Source organism: Microbacterium sp. NPDC097977, assembly GCF_040302605.1.
In the GTDB taxonomy this organism is placed as follows: Bacteria; Actinomycetota; Actinomycetes; order Actinomycetales; family Microbacteriaceae; genus Microbacterium.
The window spans coordinates 1-24,624 of the sequence record NZ_JBEOUR010000052.1 but is presented as its reverse complement, the minus strand read 5'-3'; the positions used below and the strand labels follow the sequence as shown (position 1 = coordinate 24,624).

The following is a 24,624-nucleotide window of genomic DNA, read 5'->3' as shown; positions in this document are numbered from 1 at the left end:
CCCGACCCGAGGGATCGGGCACGGTCGCGGAGCTCGACGGCGGCGTGCACACGATCGGCAAGAAGATCGTCGAGGAGGCCGCCGAGGTCTGGATGGCCTCCGAGTACGAGTCCGACGACGCCGCCGCCGAAGAGATCTCCCAGCTGCTCTACCACGTGCAGGTGATGATGATCGCGAAGGGGCTGAGCCTGCAGGACGTCTACCGACATCTGTGAAGCGCTCCGCCCCATTCGCTTCGATCTGAAGGCATCTCATGCTGCGCATTGCTGTTCCCAACAAGGGCTCTCTCTCCGAGACCGCCGCCGACATGCTCGCGGAGGCCGGCTACACCGGTCGCCGTGACCCCAAGACCCTCCACGTCGTCGACGGCGACAACGACGTCGAGTTCTTCTACCTGCGTCCCAAGGACATCGCGACCTACGTCGGGTCGGGGGCGATCGATGTCGGCATCACCGGCCGTGACCTTCTTCTCGATGCCCGCATGCCGGGTGCCAGGGAGATCGAGGCGCTCGGCTTCGCCGGCTCCACCTTCCGCTTCGCGGCGCCGTCTGGCCGCTACAGCGACGTCTCCGAACTCGACGGGCTGCGCATCGCCACGTCGTACCCCGGGCTGGTCGACGCGTTCCTCGACGAGCGGGGCATCGCCGTCGATCTCGTGCCCCTCGACGGCGCCGTCGAATCGGCGGTGCGCCTCGGCGTCGCCGACGCCGTCGCGGACGTCGTCGAGACCGGGACGACGCTCCGGCAGGCCGGCCTCGACGTGTTCGGCCCCGTGATCCTGCAGTCGGAGGCCGTGCTGATCGCCGGCCCGCACGATGCCGAGGGATCCGAGACGCTGCTGCGTCGCCTGCGCGGGGTGATGGTCGCCCGCCGGTTCGTGATGATCGACTACGACCTGCCCCTCGCTCTGCTCGATGCCGCCGTCGAGATCGCCGAGGGCATCGAGTCGCCCACGGTCTCGCCGCTGCGCGACCCGGAATGGGTCGCCGTGCGCGTGATGGTGGCGCGTTCGCGGGTCAATCCCGTGATGGACGCTCTCTACGCCCTGGGCGCCCGAGCGATCCTGGTCACGGCGATCCACAACGCGAGGCTCTGATGGCGCTCGCGAGTCGCGTCATCCCGTGTCTGGATGTCGCCGAGGGCCGCGTGGTCAAGGGCGTGAACTTCGAGAACCTGCGCGACATGGGAGATCCCGTCGAGCTCGCCCGCCACTATGCGGCGCAGGGCGCAGACGAGATCACCTTCCTCGATGTCACCGCCACGGTCGATGCCCGTGCGACCACGTACGACGTGGTGCAGCGCACGGCGGAGCAGGTGTTCGTGCCGCTGACGGTCGGTGGCGGGGTGCGCAGCGTCGATGACGTGTCACGGCTGCTCGCCGTCGGAGCCGACAAGGTGGGCGTGAACTCGGCGGCGATCGCGCGCCCCGAGCTGATCGGCGAGATCGCCGACCGCTTCGGCGCTCAGGTTCTCGTGCTCTCTCTCGATGTCAAGCGCGCCGACACGACTCCCTCCGGCTTCGTGGTCACCACGCACGGAGGCCGCACCCGGACCACTCTCGATGCGATCGAGTGGGCGCGCGAGGCCGCCGAGCGCGGGGCGGGCGAACTGCTCGTCAACTCGATAGACGCCGACGGCACCCGCGACGGCTTCGACCTGGAGCTCGTGACCGTGATGCGCGAAGCGGCATCCGTGCCCATCATCGCGTCAGGCGGCGCGGGCGCCGTGTCCGATTTCGCGCCTGCCATCAAGGCAGGCGCCGATGCGGTTCTCGCCGCGAGCGTGTTCCACACGGGAGCGCTCACCGTCGGCGATGTCAAGGCCGCGCTGCGCGCGGAGGGGGTGCTGGTCCGATGAGCGACGTCGAGCAGCGGATCGCGCAGGTCGCCTTCAACGGCGATGGGCTCGCTCCCGTGATCGTGCAGCAGTGGGACACCGCCGAGGTGCTCATGCTGGCGTGGGTCGACGCCGAGGCGCTGCGCAGGACCCTAACCACGGGACGCGCCGTCTATTGGTCCCGTTCCCGCCAGGAGTACTGGCGCAAGGGCGACACCTCCGGGCACATCCAGATCGTGCACGAGGCGCGCCTGGACTGCGACGGCGACGCGATCCTGCTGCGCGTCGACCAGTCGGGCCCCGCGTGCCACACCGGGACGCGCACCTGCTTCGACTCGACAGACCTCCAGGCCGTCGACGGGGGCGCATCCGCATGACCATCGCGACACGCGGCCGTTCGATCGCGGTATCCGGCTTCCTCCTGTCGGGGGCTGTCGGGATCATCTCGTCGACCCAGACCTGGCTGACCGTAGAGCGGGCGGATGCCGCGGAGGCGATCCTCGTCCCCGGTGCGGCGGCCCTCCCGCTGCTCGCGCCGCTGAGCCTCGCCGTGCTCGCACTCGGCATCGCGCTCTCGATCGTCGGCCCCGTCGTCCGTCTCGTGTTCGGCGTGCTCTCCACCGCGGCGGCCCTGTTCCTCGGCTGGAGCACCCTGCAGCTGCTGGTGTCGGAACCGCTGGCCGCAGTCGGCGGCACGGTGACCGAGACGACAGGGCTCGCCGGCAGCGCGGCGATCGCCGATCTGGTCGCGGGGATCGAACTCTCGTCGTGGCCGGTGGTGACGCTGATCGGCTGGGTCGTACTGCTCGCGGCGTCGCTGCTGGTGCTCGTGACCTGGCGTCGCTGGAAGTCCGGCGGACGCCGGTACCGCACCGATGCCGCGCACGTCGAGTCGGCATCGGGTCCCGTCGACGCGATCGACTCGTGGGACGACCTGTCCCGCGGAACCGACCCCACGCGCTGACCCCGATAGACTGAATGAGATCCTGCACGTCGTCCCCCGGAGGAGACCATGACCAACCCGATCGCTGACCCCGGCCACGGACACTCGCCCGCCGCATGGACAGGCGTGATCATCATGCTCGCCGGCTTCACGATCGGCACCCTGGCGTTCTGCCTCGCCGTGTTCAGCCCCGTGTGGATCCCGATCATCTGGGTCGGCGCCGCGATCGTCCCGCTCGGCGCGCTGGCAGGATGGCTCGTCGCCCGTGCCGGATACGGCGTGAAGGGCCCCAAGTACTCGCCGAAGGCGCACTAATGGTGCTCGCCGACCTCACGGCCGGCGCAGTCGCAGACGCGGAGCGTCGAGCCCTCACCCGGCCGATGTCCGAGGTGGAGCGCGACGCTCTCGCGCGCCCTGCCGCCAAGGATGCGCTCGCCTTCCTCGCCCCGGCCGACCGCGTCAAGATCATCGCCGAGGTCAAGCGCGCGAGCCCGTCGCGCGGCGCCCTGGCCGAGATCCCCGACCCCGCGCTGCAGGCTTCGCTCTACGAGACCGGCGGCGCCTCGGCGATCAGCGTCCTCACCGAGGAACGCCGCTTCGGCGGCAGTCTCGCCGATCTCGAGGCCGTCACCGCCCGCGTGACGCTGCCGGTGCTCCGCAAGGACTTCATCGCGAACCGCTACCAGGTCGTCGAGGCCCGCGCGGCCGGTGCCGACCTGGTGCTGCTCATCGTCGCCGGCCTCGAACCGCAGGTGCTGCACGACCTGTTCGGCTTCATCACCGAACTCGGCATGACGCCGCTCGTCGAGACCCACTCGGCCGATGAGCTCGAAGCGGCCATCGACCTCGGCGCTCCGCTGATCGGTGTCAACGCCCGCGATCTCACCACTCTCGAACTCGACCGCGACCTCTTCGGCCGCCTCGTCGAGCGCATCCCGGACTCCGCGATCAAGATCGCCGAGTCCGCGGTGCTCACCCCCGCAGACGTCACGCACTACCGCTCCGCGGGTGCCGACGTCGTCCTGATCGGAGAAGCCCTCGTCACGGGCGACCCGGTCGCCACACTCACGAGCTTCCTGGAGGCGTGATGCATCCCACCGAGCGAGCAACGACGGCCGGAGGCAGTCTGCGCGACCAGCACGGACCTCTCTTCGGCGAGTACGGCGGGCGCTACATGCCGGAGTCGCTGATCGCCGCGATCGACGAGCTCTCGGCGGCGTACGCCGAGGCGATCGTCGACCCGGCGTTCCGCGACGAGCTGGCCTCGCTGCTGAGCTCCTACGCCGGACGCCCGTCACCGCTGACCGAGGTCGCGCGGTTCGCGGAGCACGCGGGCGGCGCCCGGGTCTTCCTCAAGCGCGAAGACCTCAATCACACCGGATCACACAAGATCAACAACGTGCTCGGACAGGCGCTGCTGACCAGGCGGCTCGGCAAGACCCGCGTGATCGCCGAGACCGGCGCCGGTCAGCACGGTGTCGCGACGGCGACGGCCGCCGCGCTGTTCGGCCTGGAGTGCACGATCTACATGGGCGAGGTCGACACCGAGCGTCAGGCCCTCAACGTCGCCCGCATGCGTCTGCTCGGCGCAGAGGTCGTGCCCGTCACCTCGGGGTCGCGCACGCTCAAAGATGCGATCAACGACGCCTACCGCGACTGGGTCGCGTCGGTCGAGACCACCAACTACATCTTCGGCACCGCGGCCGGGCCCCATCCGTTCCCCGCGATGGTGCGCGACTTCCAGAAGATCATCGGCGAAGAGGCCCGTCAGCAGCTGCTCGACGAGACCGGGCGACTGCCCGACGCCGTGATCGCCTGCGTCGGCGGCGGCTCGAACGCGATCGGCATGTTCGATGCGTTCCTCGATGACGAGGGCGTGAAGCTCTACGGCGTCGAGGCAGCAGGCGACGGCGTGGACACGCCACGCCACGCGGCATCGATCGAACGCGGACGTCCGGGAATCCTGCACGGCGCGAAGACCTACGTGCTGCAGGACGACGACGGGCAGACGACCGAGTCGCACTCGATCTCGGCCGGTCTCGACTACCCGGGTGTCGGCCCCGAGCACTCCTGGCTCGCCGACATCGGCCGCGCGGAGTACATCCCCGCCACCGACGACGAGGCGATGCAGGCCCTGCGCCTGCTCAGCCGCACCGAGGGCATCATCCCCGCGATCGAGTCCGCGCACGCCCTCGCCGGCGCTCTGCGCCTCGGTCGTGAGATGGGTCCCGACGCGGTGCTGGCGATCTGCCTCTCGGGCCGCGGCGACAAGGACATGGACACGGCGGCCCGGTACTTCGACCTGTACGACGCCGAGGCCCTCGCGCACGACGTCACCGAGGAGAGCGCCGCAGAGCAGGCCGCCTCGAAGGGGGAGCCGGAGCTGTGAGTCGCGTCGAACAGGCGATCGCCGCCGCGCACCGGGCAGGCCGGAGCGCCTTCGTCGGCTACCTGCCGGTCGGGTACCCCGACCTCGAGACGAGCATCCAGGCGGCCATCGCGCTCGCGGAGAACGGCGTCGACATCATCGAACTCGGGCCGCCCTACAGCGACCCCGTGATGGACGGCGCGGTCATCCAGGAGGCGACCACCGCCGCACTAGCCAACGGGTTCAAGATGAAGGACCTGTTCACCGCCGTACGGGCGATCACCGAGGCCACCGACGTACCCGTGCTCGTGATGACGTACTGGAACCCCGTCTTCCAGTACGGCGTCGACCGGTACGCCGACGATCTGCTCGCCGCCGGCGGTGCCGGTCTCATCACTCCCGACATCACGCCGGACGTCGCGGGGGAGTGGATCGCCGCCAGCGAGCGCACCGGACTCGACCGCGTGTTCCTCGCGGCCCCCACCTCCACAGACGAGCGCCTCGGCCTCGTCGTGAAGTCGTCCACCGGGTTCGTGTACACCGTGTCGACCATGGGGATCACGGGTGAACGCACCGAGCTCGACCGTGCGGCGCGCACCCTCGTCGCCCGCCTGCGCGAGCACGGCGATCTGCGCGCCTGCGTCGGCATCGGCATCTCGACCGCCGAGCAGATCGCCGGTGTCTCCGAGTACGCCGACGGCGCGATCGTCGGCACCGCGCTCGTCCGCGCACTGCGCGACGGCGGCATCCCCGCTCTCGCCGAAGTCACCCGAAACCTGGCCTCCGGCACGTCGTCGGCACGCCCCGTACACGAGAACTAGAATCACAATCATGTCCCTCGCGCTCCACAGCACCTTCACCGGCGTGCTCGCCAGCATCCCGAGCCCTCCCGTCTCGTACATCGACCTCGGCCCGCTCCGGATCCACTTCTACGCGCTCTGCATCATCGCCGGCATCATCGCCGCCGTGCTGCTCACCAACCACCGCCTGACCCGGCGTGGCGCCGAGCCGTGGGTCGTCATCGACATCTCGATCCTCGCCGTGCCGATCGCCATCATCGGCGCTCGCATCTTCCACGTGCTCACCCACCCGAACTTCTACTTCGGCGAGGGCAAGAACACCTGGAACCCGTTCGAACCCGGTTCGGTCTGGGCCATCTGGGAGGGCGGCATCGCCATCTTCGGTGCGCTCATCGGCGGCGCCCTGGGGGCGTACCTGGGATGCCGGTGGACCGGCATCCGATTCTGGACCTTCGCCGACGCGCTCGCGCCCGGCCTGCTGCTCGCCCAGGCGATGGGCCGCTTCGGCAACTGGTTCAACAAGGAGCTCTACGGTCTGCCGACCGATCTGCCGTGGGGCCTCGAGATCCCCTCCGACAACTCCGCATTCCCTCCCGGCCTCCCCGAGGGCACACTGTTCCACCCGACGTTCCTGTACGAGGTCCTCTGGAACGGCCTCGGCGTGATCGTGCTGCTGTGGCTGAGCCGCAAGGCCACCTCGCTGCAGTGGGGTCGCCTGTTCGCGATCTACCTCATCTGGTACAGCGCCGGCCGCGTCGTCTGGGAGTCGATCCGCATCGATCCGAGCGAGATCATCCTCGGCCTTCGCAGCAACGTCTGGGCAGCGATCCTCGGCATCGTCGTCGGCCTCGCCATCCTCGTCGTCCAGTCGCTCCGTCACCCCGGTCTCGAGCCGTCCGCGTACCAGCCCGGCCGCGGACGGAAGGATCTGGACGCTGATGTAGAATCACAGAACAATCCCTCCGATTTCGTGGACGTGAGTGAGCCTCCGTCCGAAGAAGTCGCCGCAGGAGCCAGCGCCACAAGCACCGCTCCCACGGACACGGAAGGCACGCGGTAGCCGACCGGTCCGTGCGGACCCCATCACATCCACCCGGCCAATGACGTCCCCGGGTCATCTGCAGATCTGAGGACGGTACTGGTGTATTTTCAGCCTCCCTACGGCGCCTCCGGCGCTTATCCGCCCAAGCAGGGCATGTACAACCCGGCGTTCGAGAAGGATGCCTGCGGCCTCGCGATGGTCGCCACCCTGCGCGGTGAAGCCGGTCACGACATCATCGCGCTGGCGCTGCAGGCGCTGCGCAACCTCGAGCACCGCGGCGCCATCGGCTCGGATGCCGGCACCGGCGACGGAGCGGGCATCCTGACCCAGATGCCCGACGCCTTCCTGCGCGCCGTCACCGACTTCGAGCTCCCTCCGGTCGGCGAGTACGCCGCGGGGCTGGCGTTCCTGCCGCGCGACTCCAGCGAGCGCCGTCAGCAGAAGGCGGGGATCGAGAAGATCGCCCGCAGCGAGGGCCTCCGCGTCCTCGGCTGGCGCGAGGTCCCCACGGTCAACGACAATCTCGGCAAGCTCGCCGACGAGGCGCGTCCCGCTTTCGAGCAGCTCTTCGTGAGCGCCGGGGGAGCGACCCACTCCGACGCACCGCTCACCGGCATCGCGCTCGATCGCGTCGCCTACCGGCTGCGCAAGCGCGCCGGTCACGAGCTCGGCGCCTACTTCGTGTCGCTCTCCGCCCGCACGCTCGGGTACAAGGGCATGGTCACGACTCTGCAGCTCGAGCCGTTCTACCCCGATCTGCAGGACGAGCGCTTCATGTCGGAGCTCGCCGTGGTGCACTCGCGGTACTCCACGAACACGTTCCCCTCGTGGCCTCTCGCGCAGCCGCTGCGCATGCTCGCGCACAACGGCGAGATCAACACGGTCGGCGGCAACCGCAACTGGATGCGGGCACGCCAGTCCCAGCTCGAGTCCGAGCTGCTCGGCGACGTGGCGCCCCTGCTGCCCATCTGCACCGACGGCGCCAGCGACTCCGCGTCGTTCGACGAGGTGCTCGAGCTGCTCACCCTCACCGGTCGCAGCCTGCCGCACGCCATCATGATGATGGTCCCCGAGGCATATGAGAAGCAGTCCGACATCTCGCCCGAGCTGCGTTCGTTCTACGAGTACCACTCGAACCAGATGGAGCCGTGGGACGGCCCGGCGGCGCTGATCTTCACCGACGGCACTGTCGTGGGCGCGACCCTCGACCGCAACGGCCTGCGCCCCGGGCGCTGGACCGAGACCACCGACGGGCTCATCGTGATCGGCTCCGAGACCGGTGTGCTCACGTTCGAGCCGGAGCGCATCAAGCGTCGTGGACGTCTGCAGCCCGGAAAGATGTTCCTCGTCGACACGGCGCAGCAGCGCATCATCGAGGACGACGAGATCAAGCACGACCTCGCGACCCTGCATCCGTGGCAGGAGTGGCTGGATGCCGGATCCGTCCGTCTCGCGGATCTCCCCGAGCGCGAGCACATCGTGCACCCGCCGGCCTCGATCACCCGCCGCCAGCGCACCTTCGGATACACCGAGGAAGAGGTCCGCCTGCTGCTGACCCCGATGGGGCAGACCGGCGTCGAGCCGCTCGGTGCGATGGGCTCCGACACCCCGATCGCTGTGCTCAGCAAGCGCCCGCGCCTGCTGTTCGACTACTTCACGCAGCAGTTCGCGCAGGTCACGAACCCGCCGCTCGACTCGATCCGCGAAGAGGTCGTCACGAGCCTCAAGCTCGGCCTCGGACCCGAGAGCAACCTGCTCAGCTGGGGTCCCGATCACACGCGCACCGTGTCGCTCGACTTCCCGGTGATCGACAACGACGAGCTCGCGAAGATCCGCCACATCGACAAGGCGCTGCCCGACCGCGCCAGTGTCACCATCAAGGGCCTGTACCACTTCGACGTCGGCTCGAACACGCTCGAGAACCGTCTCGTCGAGATGTGCGAAGAGGTCGACGAGGCCATCGCCAGCGGCGCCGAGTTCATCATCCTGTCGGACCGGGACTCCAACAAGGATCTGACCCCGATCCCGTCGCTGCTCATGGTCTCTGCGGTGCACCACCACCTGATCCGCCGCGAGAACCGCATGAAGGTGGGTCTGATCGTCGAGGCCGGGGACGTCCGAGAGGTGCACCATGTCGCGACCCTGATCGGCTACGGCGCATCCGCCGTGAACCCCTATCTGGCGATGGAGACGGTGGAGCACCTCGTGCGCACCGGCTACATCACCGGGATCAGCCCGGAGAAGGCGGTCCGCAACCTCATCTACGCACTCGGCAAGGGGGTGCTGAAGATCATGTCGAAGATGGGCATCTCGACGGTGTCGTCCTACGCCGGGGCGCAGGTCTTCGAGGCCGTCGGTCTGAGCGAGGAGTTCATCGACCGGTACTTCACGCGCACGGAGTCGAAGCTCGGCGGCATCGGGATCGGGGAGATCTTCCTCGAGAACCAGGCCCGTCACGACTACGCCTACCCCGAGGACGAGGCCGCCCGCGCGCACGAGCGGCTGTGGACCGGGGGAGAGTATCAGTGGCGCCGCGACGGCTCCCCGCACCTGTTCAATCCCGAGACGGTGTTCAAGCTGCAGCACGCCACGCGAGAGCGCCGCTACGACATCTTCCGCGACTACACGCGGCTCGTCGACGACCAGGCAGCGGAACTCAAGACGCTGCGCGGGCTGTTCCGCCTGCGCACCGGAACCCGCAAGCCGGTGCCGCTGGATGAGGTGGAGCCGGTCTCCGCGATCGTCAAGCGCTTCTCGACGGGTGCGATGAGCTACGGCTCGATCTCCAAGGAGGCGCACGAGACCCTCGCGATCGCGATGAACCGGATCGGCGGCAAGTCGAACACCGGTGAGGGCGGCGAGGATGCCGAGCGACTGCTCGACCCCGAGCGGCGCAGCGCCATCAAGCAGGTCGCGTCGGGTCGCTTCGGCGTCACGAGCCTCTACCTGACCGAAGCCGACGACATCCAGATCAAGCTCGCCCAGGGCGCCAAGCCCGGCGAGGGCGGTCAGCTGCCTCCGCAGAAGGTCTACCCGTGGGTCGCCCGCACACGCGGCGGCACCCCGGGCGTCGGTCTCATCTCGCCCCCGCCGCACCATGACATCTACTCGATCGAGGATCTCAAGCAGCTCATCTTCGATCTGAAGAGGGCGAATCCCGAGGCGCGGATCCACACCAAGCTCGTCAGCCAGTCGGGCATCGGGGCGGTGTCCGCCGGTGTGGCGAAGGCGCTCAGCGACGTCATCCTGGTGTCCGGTCACGACGGCGGCACGGGCGCGAGCCCGATGAACTCGCTCAAGCACGCCGGCACGCCGTGGGAGCTCGGCCTGGCCGAGACGCAGCAGACGCTCATGCTCAACGGCATGCGCGACCGCGTGGTGGTGCAGGTCGACGGTCAGCTCAAGACCGGCCGTGACGTCATCATCGGCGCTCTGCTCGGCGCCGAGGAGTTCGGTTTCGCGACCGCGCCCCTCGTGGTGAGCGGCTGCATCATGATGCGCGTCTGCCACCTCGACACCTGCCCGGTGGGCGTCGCGACGCAGAATCCCGCGCTGCGCGAGCGCTTCACGGGAAAGCCCGAGTTCGTCGTGAACTTCATGGAGTTCATCGCGGAGGAGGTGCGCGAGCTCCTCGCGGAACTCGGATTCCGCTCGCTCGACGAGATCATCGGACGTGCGGAGCTGATCGAGGCGGATGCCGCTCTGGAGCACTGGAAGGCCGAAGGACTCGACCTCAGCCCCGTGCTCGAGGGGCCGGCGTTCCCGGCGAGCGAGCCTCGCCGCAGCCGGCGCGCCCAGGATCACGAGCTCGAGAAGCACTTCGACGTCCAGCTGATCGACATCGCCGCCCCGGCGCTCCTCAACGGGGAGCCCGTGGTCGTCGAACTGCCCATCGCCAACACCGAGCGGGCGGTCGGCACGATGCTGGGCCACCAGGTCACATCGCGCCACGGCGCGGCCGGCCTGCCCAGGGGAACGATCGACGTCACCCTGAACGGCACCGCCGGTCAGTCCCTCGGGGCGTTCCTGCCGTCGGGCATCGTGCTGCGGCTCGAGGGCGACGCGAACGACTACGTCGGCAAGGGCCTGTCCGGAGGAGACATCTCGATCCGTCCCTCTCGGGGTGCGCACATCGCACCGCACGAGAACGTGATCGCCGGGAACGTGATCGGCTACGGTGCGACGGCGGGGACGATGTTCCTGTCCGGCGTCGTCGGCGAGCGGTTCCTGGTGCGCAACTCCGGGGCGACCGCCGTCGTCGAGGGCGTGGGAGATCACGCGCTCGAGTACATGACGGGCGGCGTGGCCGTGATCCTCGGCTCGACCGGACGCAACCTCGGAGCCGGCATGTCCGGGGGAGTGGCGTACATCCACTCGCTCGACTCCGGCAAGGTCAACGCGCAGTCCCTGGGCAGCGGCGAGCTCCGGCTCGAGCCCCTGGACCGTGCCGACCTCGAGGTGCTGCGCGGTCTCATCGCCGAGCACGTGGAGCGGACGGCGTCGCCGCTCGGCTCCGACATCCTGGCCAGGTTCGAGGAGACCGCCGGCCAGTTCACGAAGGTGCTCCCTCGCGACTACGCGGCTGTGCGCAGCATGCGCGAGGAAGCTGTCGCGGAGGGCATCGACCCTGACGGCGACATCGTCTGGAACCGCATCCTGGAGGTGACCGGTGGCTGATCCCAAAGGTTTTCTGAAGGTCACCGAGCGTGAGCTTCCCAAGCGACGGCCGGTGCCCGTGCGCATCATGGACTGGAAAGAGGTCTATGAGCAGGGCGATCAGGCGGTCCTCAAGCGCCAGGCCGGCCGCTGCATGGACTGCGGTGTACCGTTCTGCCACCAGGGATGCCCGCTGGGCAACCTGATCCCGGAGTGGAACGACCTGACCTGGCGAGGAGAGGGACGTGCGGCGATCGATCGCCTGCACGCGACCAACAACTTCCCGGAGTTCACCGGGCGTCTCTGCCCTGCGCCGTGCGAGAGCTCGTGTGTGCTGGGGATCAACCAGCCCGCGGTGACGATCAAGCAGATCGAGGTCTCGATCATCGACGAGGCCTTCGCCAAGGGGTGGGTGGAGCCGCAGCCGCCCGCCCGCCTCACGGGCAAGACCGTCGCCGTCGTCGGCTCCGGCCCTGCCGGACTCGCCGCGGCGCAGCAGCTCACTCGCGCGGGTCACACCGTCGCGGTGTTCGAGCGCGACGACCGCATCGGCGGACTGCTCCGGTACGGCATCCCCGATTTCAAGATGGAGAAGGGTCAGCTCGAATCCCGCCTGCGCCAGATGCAGGAGGAGGGGACGCGCTTCCGCGCCGGTGTGGAGATCGGACGCGACATCTCCTGGTCCGACCTCCGGGCCCGCTATGACGCGATCGTGATCGCCACGGGGGCTACCGTTCCCCGCGACCTGTCGATCCCCGGACGCGACCTCGACGGTGTGCACTTCGCGATGGAGTACCTCGTCGAGTCGAACCATGCGGTGGCCGGCGACAAGGTCCCCGAGCAGATCACCGCCGAGGGCAAGCACGTCATCGTCATCGGCGGCGGCGACACCGGTGCGGACTGCATCGGCACCGCGCACCGTCAGGGTGCACTCAGCGTCACCAACCTGGCGATCGGCGTGCAGCCGGGCACCGAGCGACCCGGGCACCAGCCCTGGCCGATGATGCCCACTCTGTTCGAGGTCACCTCCGCTCACGAAGAGGGCGGAGAGCGGGTCTTCCTCGCCTCCACCGTGGAGTTCCTCTCGAACGACGTGGGCGAGCTTCGCGCTCTGCGCGTCGCCGAGACCGAGTACATCGACGGACGTCGCGTGCCCAAGAGCGGCACGGAGCGAGAGATCCCCGCGGACCTCGTGCTCATCGCGATGGGCTTCACCGGCCCGGAGCAGGACGGCTTCACCGAGGAGACGCTGCCCCAGCTGACCGAGCGCGGAGCGTTCCGTCGCGATGACAGCTACGAGTCCACGATTCCCGGCGTGTTCGTCGCCGGCGATGCCGGACGCGGGCAGTCGCTGATCGTCTGGGCGATCGCCGAGGGCCGTGCGGCTGCGGCGAACGTCGACCGCTTCCTCATGGGGAGCACCGTGCTGCCCGAGCCCGTGCGTCCGCACGAGGTCGCCATCGGTCTTCAGCCCGCGTAGGCTGAACGGCGGCACCGTCGCCTGATTTCCATCCCCCACTACCCTGGAGCATTCTGTTGAGACGCGCGAAAATCGTCGCCACCCTGGGCCCCGCCACCTCCACCTATGAGACCGTCCGTGCCCTCATCGACGCCGGAGTGGACGTCGCCCGTCTGAACCTGAGCCACGGTGACTACTCCGTGCACGAGAACAACTACGCCAACGTGCGTCGTGCGGCGGACGACGCCGGTCGTGCGGTCGCGATCCTCGTCGACCTGCAGGGCCCGAAGATCCGCCTCGGCAAGTTCGAGGACGGCCCCTACGAGCTCGCCAAGGGCGACATCTTCAAGATCACCACCGAAGACATCGTCGGCAACAAGGAGATCTCCGGAACGACCTTCAAGGGTCTGCCCAACGACGTCAAGCCCGGTGACTTCCTGCTGATCGACGACGGCAAGGTCCGCGTCGAGGTCGTCGAGACCGACGGGGTCACCGTCACCACCCGCGTGATCGTCGCCGGCGCGGTGTCCAACAACAAGGGCATCAACCTGCCCGGTGTCGCCGTCAACGTCCCCGCTCTGAGCGAGAAGGACGAGGATGACCTCCGCTGGGGTCTGCGCATCGGCGCCGACCTGATCGCGCTGTCCTTCGTCCGCAACGCGGAGGACGTCACCCGCGTGCACGAGATCATGGCGGAGGAGGGCGTCAAGGTCCCCGTCATCGCCAAGGTCGAGAAGCCGCAGGCCGTCGACGCCCTCGAGGGAATCGTCGATGCCTTCGACGCGATCATGGTCGCCCGTGGCGACCTCGGTGTCGAGCTTCCGCTCGAGGCCGTGCCGATCGTGCAGAAGCGCGCCGTCGAGCTCGCCCGCCGCATGGCCAAGCCGGTCATCGTCGCGACGCAGATGCTCGAGTCGATGATCAACAGCCCGGTGCCGACGCGCGCCGAGACCTCCGACGTCGCGAACGCCGTGCTCGACGGTGCCGACGCCGTGATGCTGTCGGGCGAGACCAGCGTGGGGGACTACCCCGTGGTGGTCGTCGAGACCATGGCGCGCATCATCGAGTCGACCGAGGAGCACGGCCTGGAGCGCATCGCCAAGCTCACCACGAAGCCGCGCACGCAGGGTGGGGCGATCACGCTCGCCGCGCTCGAGGTCGCGGAGTTCGTCGAGGCGAAGTTCCTCTGCGTGTTCACGCAGTCGGGCGACTCGGCTCGCCGTCTGTCGCGGCTGCGCTCGCGGATCCCGATGCTGGCCTTCACGCCGGAGCCCGACATCCGCCGTCGTATGGCGCTCACCTGGGGCATCCAGTCCACTCTCGTGGACATGGTCCAGCACACCGACCTGATGTATCTGCAGGTCGACGACTACCTGCTCTCGAACGGCCTGGCCGCCGAGGGAGACAAGGTCGTCGTCATCTCGGGCTCCCCTCCCGGAATCGTCGGCTCGACCAACGACATCCGCGTACACAAGGTCGGAGACGCCGTGAACGGTGCCGCGCCGATCTACAAGGAAGCCACGGTCTGACCCGCAGCACCGGACGACGGGGGTGGAACGCGAGTTCCGCCCCCGTCGTCGTGCCACGCGGCGATGCGCGACCCGCCGCCGCGGACGTATCGTCGAGTGTGCCGCGCATGCGGCCGGTCCAGCGCCGGAGGGGTGCATGATCGATCTCGTGCGACGGGCGGGCTGGTGGATCGCCGACTACCTGTACGCCGGATACTGGCAGGTGCGGGCCGCGTTCGACCGCCGCGACGCGGAGTCCTTCTCAGGCGGCGATGGTGTGCCGATCATCATCCTGCCCGGGGTGTATGAGACCTGGCGGTTCATGCAGCCGCTCATCACCGCCCTCCACGACCGCGGCCATCCGGTGCACGTCGTCGACGCCCTGGAGCGCAATCGGCGCCCGGTCCGCGAGGCGGCCGAGGCTGTGACCGGGTTCCTCGATGCGTCGGGTCTGACCGACGTCATACTGGTCGCCCACAGCAAGGGAGGACTCGCTGGCAAGCTCGCGATGGCAGGGCCCGCGGGATTCCGGGTGCGTGCGATGGTCGCGGTGGCCACGCCCTTCGGCGGATCCCGCTACGCGCGTCTCCTGCCCGTGCGGTCGCTGTGGGCGCTCGCCCCGACGCATCCGTCGATCCTCGAGCTCGCCGCGCGCCGTGATCTCAACGATCGCATCGTGTCGGTCTTCGGCCGCTTCGATCCGCACATCCCCGAGGGCAGCGAGCTCGACGGGGCGCGCAAGAACGTGCGCCTCGACACCGGAGGACACTTCCGGGTGCTCGCCGACCCCCGGGTCCTCGCCGAGGTCGCCGCCCTCGCCGAGGGGTAGCGCGCAGCGGTGGCAGGTGCGCCGTCGTCCTCCGGACGACTACGCTGGTGCACGTGCCGTGGCGATCACCGCCTCTGCACCGCGATCATGGATGACCTGACCATCGAACCTGCTGTGGACGACCGCCTCCTCGGCCCGCGTCCCGAGATCGGCGCGCCCCCTGCAGGGTTCCTCCCCTCGCCCGATCGCGACGACGTGGCGCTTCCGGCTCTGCGGCCCGGCAGCATCGGCATCCGCTACCGGCTCAAGCGTCGCTTCCGCACCTATGATGCGATCGCCTGTGTTCCCGCCTACCTCGCCCAGACACGGTCGGATGCGACCGTCCTCGGTCCGGGCGGCGAGCGGATCCACGGCGGAGACCTCTATGTGCCCGTGCTGGTCGGGGGAGTGGCGGTCGAGGCCACGAACGAGAACCTCGACGCGATCATCCGAGGGAGCATCCCGGACGGCATGATCCTCGCGGATCACCCCGCCGCCGCAGAGCAGGAGTTCGTGCGCTGCATGCGCCCGTCTCTCGACCGGTATCTGCTGATCGACCGGGAGATCTGGATCCGCGCGTCGGTGCAGCCGATCTCCTAGGTCGCCTCCGACCTCGATGTGCCGGCGGTGGGACTCGAACCCACACGCCCTTTCGGACAAAGCATTTTGAGTGCTCCGCGTCTGCCATTCCGCCACGCCGGCTCGTGTGTCGCGACTTCGACTTTAGCGCAGAGCATCCGTGCTCCCGATCGCGCGTCGAGTCATCGGGGACGCCACAGGCGCACTCCACTAGGATGGATCTGTGACCGAGCAAGAACAGGCAGCCGAGCAGCCCACGTCATCCGCACCCCGACGCGTCGTCGTCGCCGAGGACGAGTCGCTGATCCGTCTCGACATCGTCGAGATCCTCCGCGACAACGGCTTCGATGTCGTCGGTGAGGCCGGCGACGGGGAGACCGCCGTGGCACTGGCCACCGAGCTGCGCCCAGACCTGGTGATCATGGACGTCAAGATGCCGCAGCTCGACGGCATCAGCGCCGCCGAGAAGCTGCACAAGGGCAACATCGCCCCCGTGGTGCTGCTGACAGCCTTCAGCCAGAAGGAGCTCGTGGAGCGCGCCAGCGAGGCCGGCGCCCTGGCCTACGTGGTCAAGCCCTTCACGCCGAACGACCTTCTGCCGGCGATCGAGATCGCTCTCGCCCGCCACGAGCAGATCATCACGCTCGAGGCCGAGGTCGCCGACATGGTCGAGCGCTTCGAGACCCGCAAGCTCGTCGACCGCGCGAAGGGTCTGCTGAACGAGAAGATGGGCCTGTCCGAGCCCGAGGCGTTCCGTTGGATCCAGAAGGCGTCCATGGACCGTCGTCTGACGATGCAGGACGTCGCGAAGGCGATCATCGAGCAGCTGGCTCCGAAGAAGTAGTCCGTGCATCCGCTCGACGCGGAGCACGTCCTGCGTCCGATCCGTGTCGGTGACGGCGCCGCCCTCGCGAGGGCGTACGCCGCGAACAGCGCGCACCTGTCTCCCTGGGAGCCGCTGAGGGAACCGGAGTTCTTCACCGAGCAGTGGCAGGAGACGGACGCCCGGCGGTGCGTGGACGAGGCGGCGCTGGGCAGGAGCGCGCGGTTCGTCATCGAGTCGTCCGACGGCGAGATCCGGGGACGGATCAACCTGAACAACGTCGTGCGCGGCGCCTTCTGGAGCGCCGACCTCGGCTACTGGATCGATGCCTCGCGATTGCGCCGGGGACTCGCGTCCCTCGGGGTCGCCCGCGTCGTCGCCCACGCGAGGGACGAGCTGCGGCTGCACCGTCTGCAGGCCGCCACACTGCTGCACAACGCCGCATCGCAGCGGGTGCTCGGCGATCTCGGCTTCGAGCCGATCGGGATCGCTCCGCGGTATCTGCGCATCGCGGGGGAGTGGCAGGACCACCGGCTGTTCCAGCTGCTGCTGGAGGAGCCGCTCAGCTCGATGCGGGTGCGTCCTTGATCATGTTGGTGATGCGGATCGTCGAGCAGCGCCGACCCTGATCATCCGTCACCACGATCTCGTGCACCGTGATGCTGCGCCCGAGATGCACCGGGGTGCACACGCCGGTGACCACGCCCGAGGTCGCCGACCGCGTATGGGTCGCGTTGATGTCCACTCCGACCGCGAGTCGTCCCGGGCCCGCATGCAGGTTGGCCGCCATGGACCCCAGCGACTCGCCGAGCACCACGTACGCGCCGCCGTGCATCAGCCCGACGGGCTGCGTGTTGCCCTCGACCGGCAGCGTCGCGACGCATCTCTCGGTGGTGAACTCCAGGAACTCCATGCCCATCTTCTGGGCGAGAGCGCCCATGCCGCGGGCTGTGGCCCAGTCGAGTCCTGCACTGGTCGCGGTCTCGCTCACGGATCCTCCTCAGCGGGTGTCTGTCGTCCTCGTTAGGCTGACAGGGTGACGGACTCCGCAAAGCCTACCCTCATGGTCGTCGACGGCCACTCGCTCGCCTACCGTGCGTTCTTCGCCCTCCCGGTCGAGAACTTCACCACCAAAGACAACCAGCACACGAACGCCATCTACGGCTTCCTCTCGATGCTCGTGAACCTGATCAAGGCCGAGCAGCCGACTCACATGGCGATCGCGTTCGACACGTCCCGCCATTCGTTCCGCACCGACCAGTATCCCGAGTACAAGGCGACCCGATCCGAGTCCCCGCAGGAGTTCCGCGGGCAGATCCCCCTGCTGCAGGACTGCCTCGCCGCGATGTCGATCCCCGTGCTCACGAAGGAGGGAGTCGAGGCCGACGACATCCTCGCCACGCTCTCGACGCAGGGAGCCGAACAGGGCTACGACGTGCTCGTGGTGTCGGGTGACCGCGACACGATCCAGCTCGTCACCGACGACGTCACTCTGCTGTACCCGTCCGTGCAGGGAGTCTCGCAGCTCAAGCGGTACGACCCCACCACCGTGCACGAGCGCTACGGCGTGCCTCCCGAGCAGTACCCCGACATCGCGGCGCTGGTCGGCGAGACCAGCGACAACCTCCCGGGTGTGCCCAAGGTGGGAGAGAAGACCGCCGTCAAGTGGCTCACCCAGTTCGGCACGCTCGACGACCTTCTCGAGCGCTCGGGCGAGATCAAGGGCGTGGTCGGCGGCAACCTGCGCGACCACATCGAGGACGTGCGCCGCAATCGCCGGCTCAACCGGCTGCTGCGCGACGTCGAGCTCCCCGTCGCGCCCGACGATCTGGCCGTGGCGCCGATCGACGCCCAGGCCGTCCGCGACATCTTCGCGCGCCTCGAGTTCCGCACCCTGCTTCCCCGCGTCTTCGAGGCCGTCGGTGCAGGCGAGGTCGCCGATGATCCGGCGGCCGCCGCCGTGGTGCTGCCCGAGCCCTCGCAGGTCACCGCCGCCGAGTTCGTCGACTGGGTAGACGCCCAGACGCACGACGTCTCCCTGCGCATCCCGCTGCAGGGCGGAGCCCCGACCAGGGTGGGTGCGGCCACCGAGTCCGACCTCCGGGAGATCGACTGGAGCGAGGAGGTGGCCGACGCGCTGCGTCCGTGGCTCGAGTCCGATCGTCCGAAGATCATCCACGACGCGAAGCCGCAGGTGAAGGCACTTCGTCGTCAGGGCATCCGCCTCGCCGGGCTGGCGTACGACACGAGCCTCGCGGGATGGCTGTTGCGCCCGAGCTTCCCCGACAAGACGCTCGGCGATCTCGTCGAGCGATACCTGGGCGAGAAGCTGCCCGAGGCCGACCCCTCGCAGCTCGTTCCCGAGACCGAAGGCGCGACTCCGGCTCAGGAGGCGTGGTTCGCCCTGCGGGTGGCGACGGCCCTGCGCGAAGACATCCCCGAGTCGGTCGCCACTGTCCTCACCGACATCGAGCTGCCCACCCTGCTCACGCTCGCCGACATGGAGGTCGCCGGCGTCGCGGTCTCACACGAGGTTCTCTCGACGTTCTCCGGCGAGCTTGCGACGCGCGCCGACGGGCTGGCGCAGGACGCGTTCGGCATCGTCGGCCGCGAGTTCAATCTCGGGTCCCCGAAGCAGCTCCAGGAGGTGCTCTTCGAAGATCTGCAGCTCCCCAAGACGCGCAAGACCAAGACCGGCTATTCGACGGATGCCGCCGTGCTGGCCGACCTCCAGGAATCGCACCCGCATCCGTTCCTCGGTCTGCTGCTGCAGCACCGCGAGGCGACGAAACTGCGTCAGATCATCGAGTCTCTCGACACGGCGATCGGCGACGATCACCGCGTGCACACGACCTATGTGCAGACCGGCAGCCAGACCGGCCGGCTCTCGAGCACCGACCCGAACCTGCAGAACATCCCCGTGCGCACCGAGGAGTCCCGCCGCATCCGCAGCGCATTCCAGGTCGGCGAAGGGTACGAGTCCCTCCTCACCGCCGACTACTCCCAGATCGAGATGCGCATCATGGCGCACCTCTCGGGTGACGAAGGGCTCATCGAAGCGTTCAACAGCGGTGAAGACCTGCACCGCTTCGTCGGCGCGCGGGTCTTCGGCGTCGATCCGTCGGACGTCACGGCGGCGATGCGCACCAAGGTGAAGGCGATGTCCTACGGCCTCGTCTACGGCCTGTCGGCGTTCGGCCTCTCGAAGCAGCTGCGTATCGAGCAGTCCGAGGCGAAGCAGCTCATGATCGAGTACTTCGCGCGTTTCGGCGCTGTCCGCGACTACCTGCGTGCCTCGGTCATCACGGCGAAGGAGGTCGGCTACACCGAGACGATCTTCGGGCGCCGTCGCCCGTTCCCCGACCTGGCGAGCCCCAACCGGGTGCTGCGTGAGAACGCCGAGCGCGCGGCTCTCAACGCTCCCATCCAGGGCAGCGCGGCCGACATCATGAAGATCGCACTGCTGCACATCCACGAAGACCTCCGTTCCGAGGGCCTGTCCTCCCGCGCGTTGCTGCAGATCCACGACGAGCTCGTGGTCGAGGTGGCGCCGGGCGAGTGGGATGCCGCCGAGCGGATCGTCCGGGCTCGCATGGGCGACGCGGCAGACCTGAGGGTCCCGCTCGATGTGCAGGTGGGTCGCGGTCGCGATTGGAACGAGGCCGCGCACTGACGGTCGGTCTCACGCCGATGCTCGCCTGCGGGTGGGCAGAGAACCGATAGGACGCGCGAGCGGTGTTGGCTACTCTGGAGGGATGACCTCTTCTCCTCGCACTCCGTCTGCCATCGACAAAGTCGCCGACGAGTGGGTCGACACCATCGCGGTGCTGGCTCCGACCCTCGGGACCTACATCGGTCGCGATGACGTCAACGATCGATTCGGTGACCTCAGCCCGGCCGGCCACGACGAGATCGCGGCGGCGACGCGGACGACGCTCGCGCAGCTGGCGGCGCTCGAGCCGGTCGACGCGATCGATGCGGTCACGAAGGCGGACCTGTCGGCGGAGCTGAGCCTCGACCTCGAACTGCACGACGCCGACTGGCACCTCCGCGACCTCAACGTGATCGCCTCAGCCGCTCAGGATGTGCGATCCGCATTCGACCTGATGCCGACGGCCACCGCGGACGACTGGAGTGTCATCGCGACCCGGCTTGCCGCAGTCCCGGATGCGCTGCGCGGCTATACCGAGACCCTGCGTGCCGGCATCGCCGCGGGAGTCACGCCCGCCAGGCGCCAGGTCGTGGAGGTCGCGACGCAGATCGACCGCTACACGGCCGATGACGGATTCTTCGCGGCGTTCGTCGCCGACGCGGCGCCCCAGGAGGGCAACCTGCCCGCATCCCTCGCACGGCTGCTCGCCGACAACTCCGCGGCCGCCCGCGTGGCCTACGACGAGCTGCGCGGTTTCCTCGCCGAGGAGCTCGCCCCCGCCGCAGGAGAGGTCGATGCGGTCGGACGCGAGCTGTATGCGCTCAACTCCCGCCGGTTCGTCGGCGCGACGATCGACCTCGATGAGACCTACGAGTGGGGACGCGAGGAGCTCGCGCGGATGGTCGAGGAGCAGACCGCGATCGCCCACGAGATCCTCCCCGGCGCGTCGGTCGAAGAGGCCGTCGCGCACCTGGAGGCCGACCCCGCGCGCAAGCTCGTCGGCACCGAGGCCCTGCAGCGCTGGATGCAGGAGACGAGCGACAGGGCCGTCGCAGAGCTCGGCGCCACGCACTTCGACATCCCCGAGGCGATCCGCACCCTGGAGTGCATGATCGCCCCCACCCAGGAGGGTGGCATCTACTACACCGGTCCGACCGATGACTTCTCGCGCCCCGGCCGCATGTGGTGGTCGGTTCCCGAGGGCGTCACCGAGTTCGACACCTGGCGCGAGCTCACCACCGTGTACCACGAGGGCGTTCCGGGGCATCATCTGCAGATCGCCCAGGCCGTGTACAACCGCACGGAGCTCAACTCCTGGCGTCGTCTGCTCGCCGGCACCTCCGGCCACGCCGAGGGCTGGGCGCTGTACGCGGAACGTCTGATGCAGCAGCTCGGCTACCTCGACGACCCCGCCGATCGACTCGGGATGCTCGACGGCCAGCGCATGCGCGCGGCCAGGGTCGTCCTCGACATCGGCGTGCACCTCGGCAAGCCGCGGCTCGACGGCACCGGCACCTGGGACGCGGACTACGCGCTCGATTTCATGCGCAAGAACGTCAACATGTCCGACCAGTTTGTGCAGTTCGAGGTCAACCGCTACCTCGGATGGCCGGGGCAGGCTCCCTCGTACAAGGTCGGCCAGCGCATCTGGGAGCAGGTGCGCGATGCGTACCAGGCGGAGCGAGGCTCCGACTTCGACGTCAAGGAGTTCCACAAGCGCGCCCTCGACATGGGCGGCGTGGGCCTCGACACCCTGCGAACGGCGCTTCTCGCAGGCTGAGGGAATGCGAACGACCCAGACGATGTTTATTCAGCTGAATAGAAAGGGCTGACATGGGCATCGAATTCGGGCTGGACACCTTCGGCGACATCACGAGAGGCGCGGACGGCGAACTGCTCACCGCCGCGCAGACCATCCGCAACGTGGTGGCACAGGCGGAGATGGCCGACAGCGTCGGCGTGGACTTCTTCGGAGTGGGGGAGCACCACCGCACCGAGTTCGCGGTCTCGGCACCCGAGATGGTGCTGGCCACGATCGCCGGGCGCACGCAGAACATCCGTCTCGGCACCGCGGTCACGGTGCTCTCCTCCGATGACCCTGTGCGGGTCTTCGAGCGTTTCGCGACGCTCGACGCACTGTCGGACGGACGTGCGGAGGTCGTTCTCGGGCGCGGCTCGTTCATCGAGTCGTTCCCGCTCTTCGGCTATGACCTGCGCGACTACGACGCCCTCTTCGAGCAGAAGCTCGAGCTGTTCGTCGAGCTCCTCAAGGAGGAGCCGGTGACCTGGTCCGGCACGATGCGGCCGTCGCTCGACGACGCGAACGTCTTCCCCAAGACGGAGAACGGCCTGCGCACGTGGGTCGGGGTGGGCGGAAGCCCCGAATCGGTCGTGCGCGTCGCCCGCCACGGCCTCGGTCTGATGCTCGCCATCATCGGAGGCCCGGCAGGACGCTTCCGCCAGTTCGTCGATCTCTATCACCGGTCGATCGCGTCGTTCGGAACCCCCGCGCACCCGATCGCCGTGCATTCTCCCGGGCACATCGCCGACACCGACGACGAGGCGTGGGAGGCCGCATACTCGGGCTTCGAGGCGATGAACAACACGATCGGACGCGAGCGGGGCTGGCCTCCGTACAGCAGGGCGAGGTTCCAGAACGATGTCGGGCCCGCAGGAGCGCTGTATGTCGGTTCGCCGGACCGCGTGGCGGCGAAGATCGCCGACACGATCACGACCCTCGACCTCGGCCGCTTCGACCTGAAGTACGCCACCGGCACGCTGTCGCACGAGGCGATGATGCGCAGCGTGGAGCTGTACGGCTCCGAGGTCATCCCGCGGGTGCGCAGGATCCTCGCCGAGCGCGACTGACACAGCGGCTCGGCGGCGCGAGCACGCCTCTACGATGTAGGAATGGCCAACACCGCGCTGCCGAGCCGGGCATCGATCGCCGGGCGTCTCGACGAGCTTCCGTTCACGCGTCGCCATCTGCGACTGCTCACCGGATCAGGCGTCGGCTGGGCGCTGGACGCGATGGACGTGGGGCTCATCTCCTTCATCCTCGCGGCGCTCACCCAGCAGTGGGGGCTGACCAAGACGGATGCCGGGTGGATCGCCTCCGTCGGCTTCATCGGCATGGCGCTCGGCGCCACCCTCGGCGGCCTTCTCGCCGACCGGCTCGGTCGGCGTCAGGTGTTCGCGCTGACGCTGCTCATCTACGGGATCGCGACCGGTGCGAGCGCACTCGTCGGGGGACTGGCGGCGCTGCTCGTCCTGCGCTTCCTCGTGGGACTCGGTCTCGGCGCGGAGCTTCCCGTCGCGTCGACCTACGTCAGCGAATTCGCTCCCGCGCGCATCCGCGGCCGACTCATCGTGATCCTCGAGGCGTTCTGGGCCCTCGGCTGGACCGCTGCCGCGTTGATCGGCTACTTCGTGATCCCGACGTCCGACGACGGGTGGCGCTGGGCCTTCGCTTTCGGCGCCATCCCTGCGGTCTACGCCCTGATCGTGCGGTGGGGCCTGCCGGAGTCACCGCGCTGGCTGGCCTCACGCGGACGCATCGCCGAGGCGGATCGCATCGTCTCGACGTTCGAGACGGATGCGGGTGTCGTGCCCGAACCCGCGATCCGCCGTGAGCCGCCGTCGCGGGCGATCGCCGTCACCACCCGGGCCCGCCTGACCACGCTCTGGAACGCCGAGTTCCGGCTGCGCACGCTGAGCCTCTGGGTCGTCTGGCTGTGCGTCAACTTCGCCTACTACGGCGCCTTCATCTGGATTCCCAGCATCCTCGTCGATGCGGGGTTCGATCTCGTGCGGTCGTTCGGGTTCACGCTGATCATCACGCTCGCCCAGCTGCCCGGCTACGCGGTCGCGGCCTGGCTGATCGAAGTCTGGGGTCGGCGGTCGACGCTGTCGATCTTCCTCCTCGGATCCGCGGTGTCGGCGGTGTTCTTCGGCACGTCCACGACAGAGGCGGCCATCATCGCCTCGGGGATGGCGCTGTCGTTCTTCAACCTGGGGGCCTGGGGTGCGCTGTATGCGGTGACGCCCGAGATCTACCCGACCTCGCTGCGCGGCACCGGGGCCGGGTGGGCCGCAGGCATCGGCCGCATCGCCTCGATCATCGCGCCTCTGGCGGTGCCGGTGCTGCTCG

General features: G+C 68.7%; 22 protein-coding genes and 1 tRNA gene. 21 read left to right on the top strand and 2 right to left on the bottom strand.

What is annotated here, in order from left to right; all coding sequences use genetic code 11:
- The 15 genes from ABTZ43_RS12265 to ABTZ43_RS12195 all read left to right on the top strand — a co-directional run.
- Positions 1-215: phosphoribosyl-ATP diphosphatase (locus ABTZ43_RS12265; protein WP_350539013.1), on the top strand; the 215-nt coding region annotated here is incomplete at its 5' end.
- 38 nt (positions 216-253) lie between these two features.
- Positions 254-1,096, top strand: a complete 843-nt coding sequence (hisG, locus tag ABTZ43_RS12260; RefSeq protein WP_149423033.1) for an ATP phosphoribosyltransferase — start codon at positions 254-256, stop codon at positions 1,094-1,096.
- Entirely contained in the window at positions 1,096-1,857 is a 762-nt protein-coding gene (hisF, locus tag ABTZ43_RS12255) for an imidazole glycerol phosphate synthase subunit HisF (RefSeq protein WP_149423034.1), read from the top strand. The genes hisG and hisF overlap by 1 nt, the downstream gene beginning before the upstream one ends.
- Positions 1,854-2,213: a phosphoribosyl-AMP cyclohydrolase gene (hisI, locus tag ABTZ43_RS12250; RefSeq protein ID WP_056417551.1), complete on the top strand. Its 360-nt coding sequence runs from the start codon at positions 1,854-1,856 to the stop codon at positions 2,211-2,213. The genes hisF and hisI overlap by 4 nt, the downstream gene beginning before the upstream one ends.
- On the top strand, positions 2,210-2,800 hold the full coding sequence (locus tag ABTZ43_RS12245; protein ID WP_350539012.1) for a Trp biosynthesis-associated membrane protein: 591 nt from the start codon (positions 2,210-2,212) through the stop codon (positions 2,798-2,800). Before hisI ends, ABTZ43_RS12245 begins: the two co-directional genes overlap by 4 nt.
- 48 nt (positions 2,801-2,848) lie before the next feature.
- Positions 2,849-3,094: an HGxxPAAW family protein gene (locus ABTZ43_RS12240; protein WP_056417546.1), complete on the top strand. Its 246-nt coding sequence runs from the start codon at positions 2,849-2,851 to the stop codon at positions 3,092-3,094.
- Between the two features lie 2 nt (positions 3,095-3,096).
- Complete coding sequence (gene trpC / locus ABTZ43_RS12235) at positions 3,097-3,867, top strand: indole-3-glycerol phosphate synthase TrpC (RefSeq protein ID WP_350539014.1); 771 nt, start codon at positions 3,097-3,099, stop codon at positions 3,865-3,867.
- Entirely contained in the window at positions 3,867-5,168 is a 1,302-nt protein-coding gene (trpB, locus tag ABTZ43_RS12230; protein ID WP_056417543.1) for a tryptophan synthase subunit beta, read from the top strand. The genes trpC and trpB overlap by 1 nt, the downstream gene beginning before the upstream one ends.
- Positions 5,165-5,968, top strand: a complete 804-nt coding sequence (gene trpA, locus ABTZ43_RS12225) for a tryptophan synthase subunit alpha (RefSeq protein ID WP_253386090.1) — start codon at positions 5,165-5,167, stop codon at positions 5,966-5,968. Before trpB ends, trpA begins: the two co-directional genes overlap by 4 nt.
- 10 nt (positions 5,969-5,978) lie before the next feature.
- Positions 5,979-7,007 carry a prolipoprotein diacylglyceryl transferase gene (gene lgt, locus ABTZ43_RS12220; RefSeq protein ID WP_350539011.1) on the top strand — a complete coding sequence of 343 codons (1,029 nt, stop codon included), beginning with the start codon at positions 5,979-5,981 and terminating at the stop codon, positions 7,005-7,007.
- 135 nt (positions 7,008-7,142) lie between these two features.
- Complete coding sequence (gltB, locus tag ABTZ43_RS12215) at positions 7,143-11,666, top strand: glutamate synthase large subunit (RefSeq protein WP_149423493.1); 4,524 nt, start codon at positions 7,143-7,145, stop codon at positions 11,664-11,666.
- Positions 11,659-13,125, top strand: coding sequence for a glutamate synthase subunit beta (locus ABTZ43_RS12210; RefSeq protein ID WP_045255114.1), 1,467 nt, complete (start codon positions 11,659-11,661; stop codon positions 13,123-13,125). The genes gltB and ABTZ43_RS12210 overlap by 8 nt, the downstream gene beginning before the upstream one ends.
- A 56-nt stretch (positions 13,126-13,181) precedes the next feature.
- Positions 13,182-14,633 (top strand): pyruvate kinase, encoded by a 1,452-nt coding sequence (gene pyk / locus ABTZ43_RS12205; protein ID WP_350539010.1) that lies wholly within the window; start codon positions 13,182-13,184, stop codon positions 14,631-14,633.
- Between the two features lie 136 nt (positions 14,634-14,769).
- Positions 14,770-15,441 (top strand): esterase/lipase family protein, encoded by a 672-nt coding sequence (locus tag ABTZ43_RS12200; protein ID WP_056417524.1) that lies wholly within the window; start codon positions 14,770-14,772, stop codon positions 15,439-15,441.
- An 87-nt stretch (positions 15,442-15,528) separates the two neighbouring features.
- Positions 15,529-16,020 (top strand): hypothetical protein, encoded by a 492-nt coding sequence (locus ABTZ43_RS12195; protein WP_350539009.1) that lies wholly within the window; start codon positions 15,529-15,531, stop codon positions 16,018-16,020.
- A gap of 19 nt (positions 16,021-16,039) precedes the next feature.
- Here ABTZ43_RS12195 and ABTZ43_RS12190 read toward each other — a convergent pair.
- Positions 16,040-16,122, bottom strand: a tRNA-Leu gene (locus ABTZ43_RS12190).
- Positions 16,123-16,222: 100 nt separating this feature from the next.
- Between ABTZ43_RS12190 and ABTZ43_RS12185 the strand changes: the two genes are divergently transcribed.
- On the top strand, positions 16,223-16,843 hold the full coding sequence (locus ABTZ43_RS12185) for an ANTAR domain-containing response regulator (RefSeq protein WP_042536652.1): 621 nt from the start codon (positions 16,223-16,225) through the stop codon (positions 16,841-16,843).
- A gap of 3 nt (positions 16,844-16,846) precedes the next feature.
- The gene (locus tag ABTZ43_RS12180) at positions 16,847-17,410 is read left to right on the top strand and encodes a GNAT family N-acetyltransferase (protein ID WP_350539008.1); all 564 of its coding nucleotides are present in this window, start codon (positions 16,847-16,849) and stop codon (positions 17,408-17,410) included.
- Here the strand turns inward: ABTZ43_RS12180 and ABTZ43_RS12175 are convergent.
- Positions 17,385-17,762: a PaaI family thioesterase gene (locus ABTZ43_RS12175; RefSeq protein ID WP_056419550.1), complete on the bottom strand. Its 378-nt coding sequence runs from the start codon at positions 17,760-17,762 to the stop codon at positions 17,385-17,387. The genes ABTZ43_RS12180 and ABTZ43_RS12175 overlap by 26 nt on opposite strands.
- 96 nt (positions 17,763-17,858) lie before the next feature.
- Here ABTZ43_RS12175 and polA point away from each other — a divergent pair, with 96 nt between their 5' ends.
- From polA to ABTZ43_RS12155, 4 genes are all read left to right on the top strand, one after another.
- Positions 17,859-20,495 (top strand): DNA polymerase I, encoded by a 2,637-nt coding sequence (gene polA / locus ABTZ43_RS12170; protein WP_350539007.1) that lies wholly within the window; start codon positions 17,859-17,861, stop codon positions 20,493-20,495.
- Positions 20,496-20,577: 82 nt separating this feature from the next.
- Positions 20,578-22,254 (top strand): DUF885 domain-containing protein, encoded by a 1,677-nt coding sequence (locus tag ABTZ43_RS12165; protein ID WP_350539006.1) that lies wholly within the window; start codon positions 20,578-20,580, stop codon positions 22,252-22,254.
- 53 nt (positions 22,255-22,307) lie between these two features.
- Positions 22,308-23,342 (top strand): LLM class flavin-dependent oxidoreductase, encoded by a 1,035-nt coding sequence (locus tag ABTZ43_RS12160; RefSeq protein ID WP_350539004.1) that lies wholly within the window; start codon positions 22,308-22,310, stop codon positions 23,340-23,342.
- A 42-nt stretch (positions 23,343-23,384) separates the two neighbouring features.
- A partial coding sequence (locus tag ABTZ43_RS12155) for an MFS transporter (protein ID WP_350539003.1) occupies positions 23,385-24,624 on the top strand: 1,240 nt, incomplete at its 3' end.

Excerpts from the sequence above, each read along its gene's own strand:
- ABTZ43_RS12175 (WP_056419550.1), bottom strand. The coding sequence starts at position 17,762 with ATGGGCGCTCTCGCCCAGAAGATGGGCATGGAGTTCCTGGAGTTCACC.
- hisG (WP_149423033.1), top strand. The coding sequence starts at position 254 with ATGCTGCGCATTGCTGTTCCCAACAAGGGCTCTCTCTCCGAGACCGCC.
- hisF (WP_149423034.1), top strand. The coding sequence starts at position 1,096 with ATGGCGCTCGCGAGTCGCGTCATCCCGTGTCTGGATGTCGCCGAGGGC.
- ABTZ43_RS12200 (WP_056417524.1), top strand. The coding sequence starts at position 14,770 with ATGATCGATCTCGTGCGACGGGCGGGCTGGTGGATCGCCGACTACCTG.
- gltB (WP_149423493.1), top strand. The coding sequence starts at position 7,143 with ATGTACAACCCGGCGTTCGAGAAGGATGCCTGCGGCCTCGCGATGGTC.
- trpB (WP_056417543.1), top strand. The coding sequence starts at position 3,867 with ATGCATCCCACCGAGCGAGCAACGACGGCCGGAGGCAGTCTGCGCGAC.
- ABTZ43_RS12165 (WP_350539006.1), top strand. The coding sequence starts at position 20,578 with ATGACCTCTTCTCCTCGCACTCCGTCTGCCATCGACAAAGTCGCCGAC.
- ABTZ43_RS12245 (WP_350539012.1), top strand. The coding sequence starts at position 2,210 with ATGACCATCGCGACACGCGGCCGTTCGATCGCGGTATCCGGCTTCCTC.
- lgt (WP_350539011.1), top strand. The coding sequence starts at position 5,979 with ATGTCCCTCGCGCTCCACAGCACCTTCACCGGCGTGCTCGCCAGCATC.
- ABTZ43_RS12160 (WP_350539004.1), top strand. The coding sequence starts at position 22,308 with ATGGGCATCGAATTCGGGCTGGACACCTTCGGCGACATCACGAGAGGC.
- ABTZ43_RS12195 (WP_350539009.1), top strand. The coding sequence starts at position 15,529 with ATGGATGACCTGACCATCGAACCTGCTGTGGACGACCGCCTCCTCGGC.
- ABTZ43_RS12240 (WP_056417546.1), top strand. The coding sequence starts at position 2,849 with ATGACCAACCCGATCGCTGACCCCGGCCACGGACACTCGCCCGCCGCA.
- hisI (WP_056417551.1), top strand. The coding sequence starts at position 1,854 with ATGAGCGACGTCGAGCAGCGGATCGCGCAGGTCGCCTTCAACGGCGAT.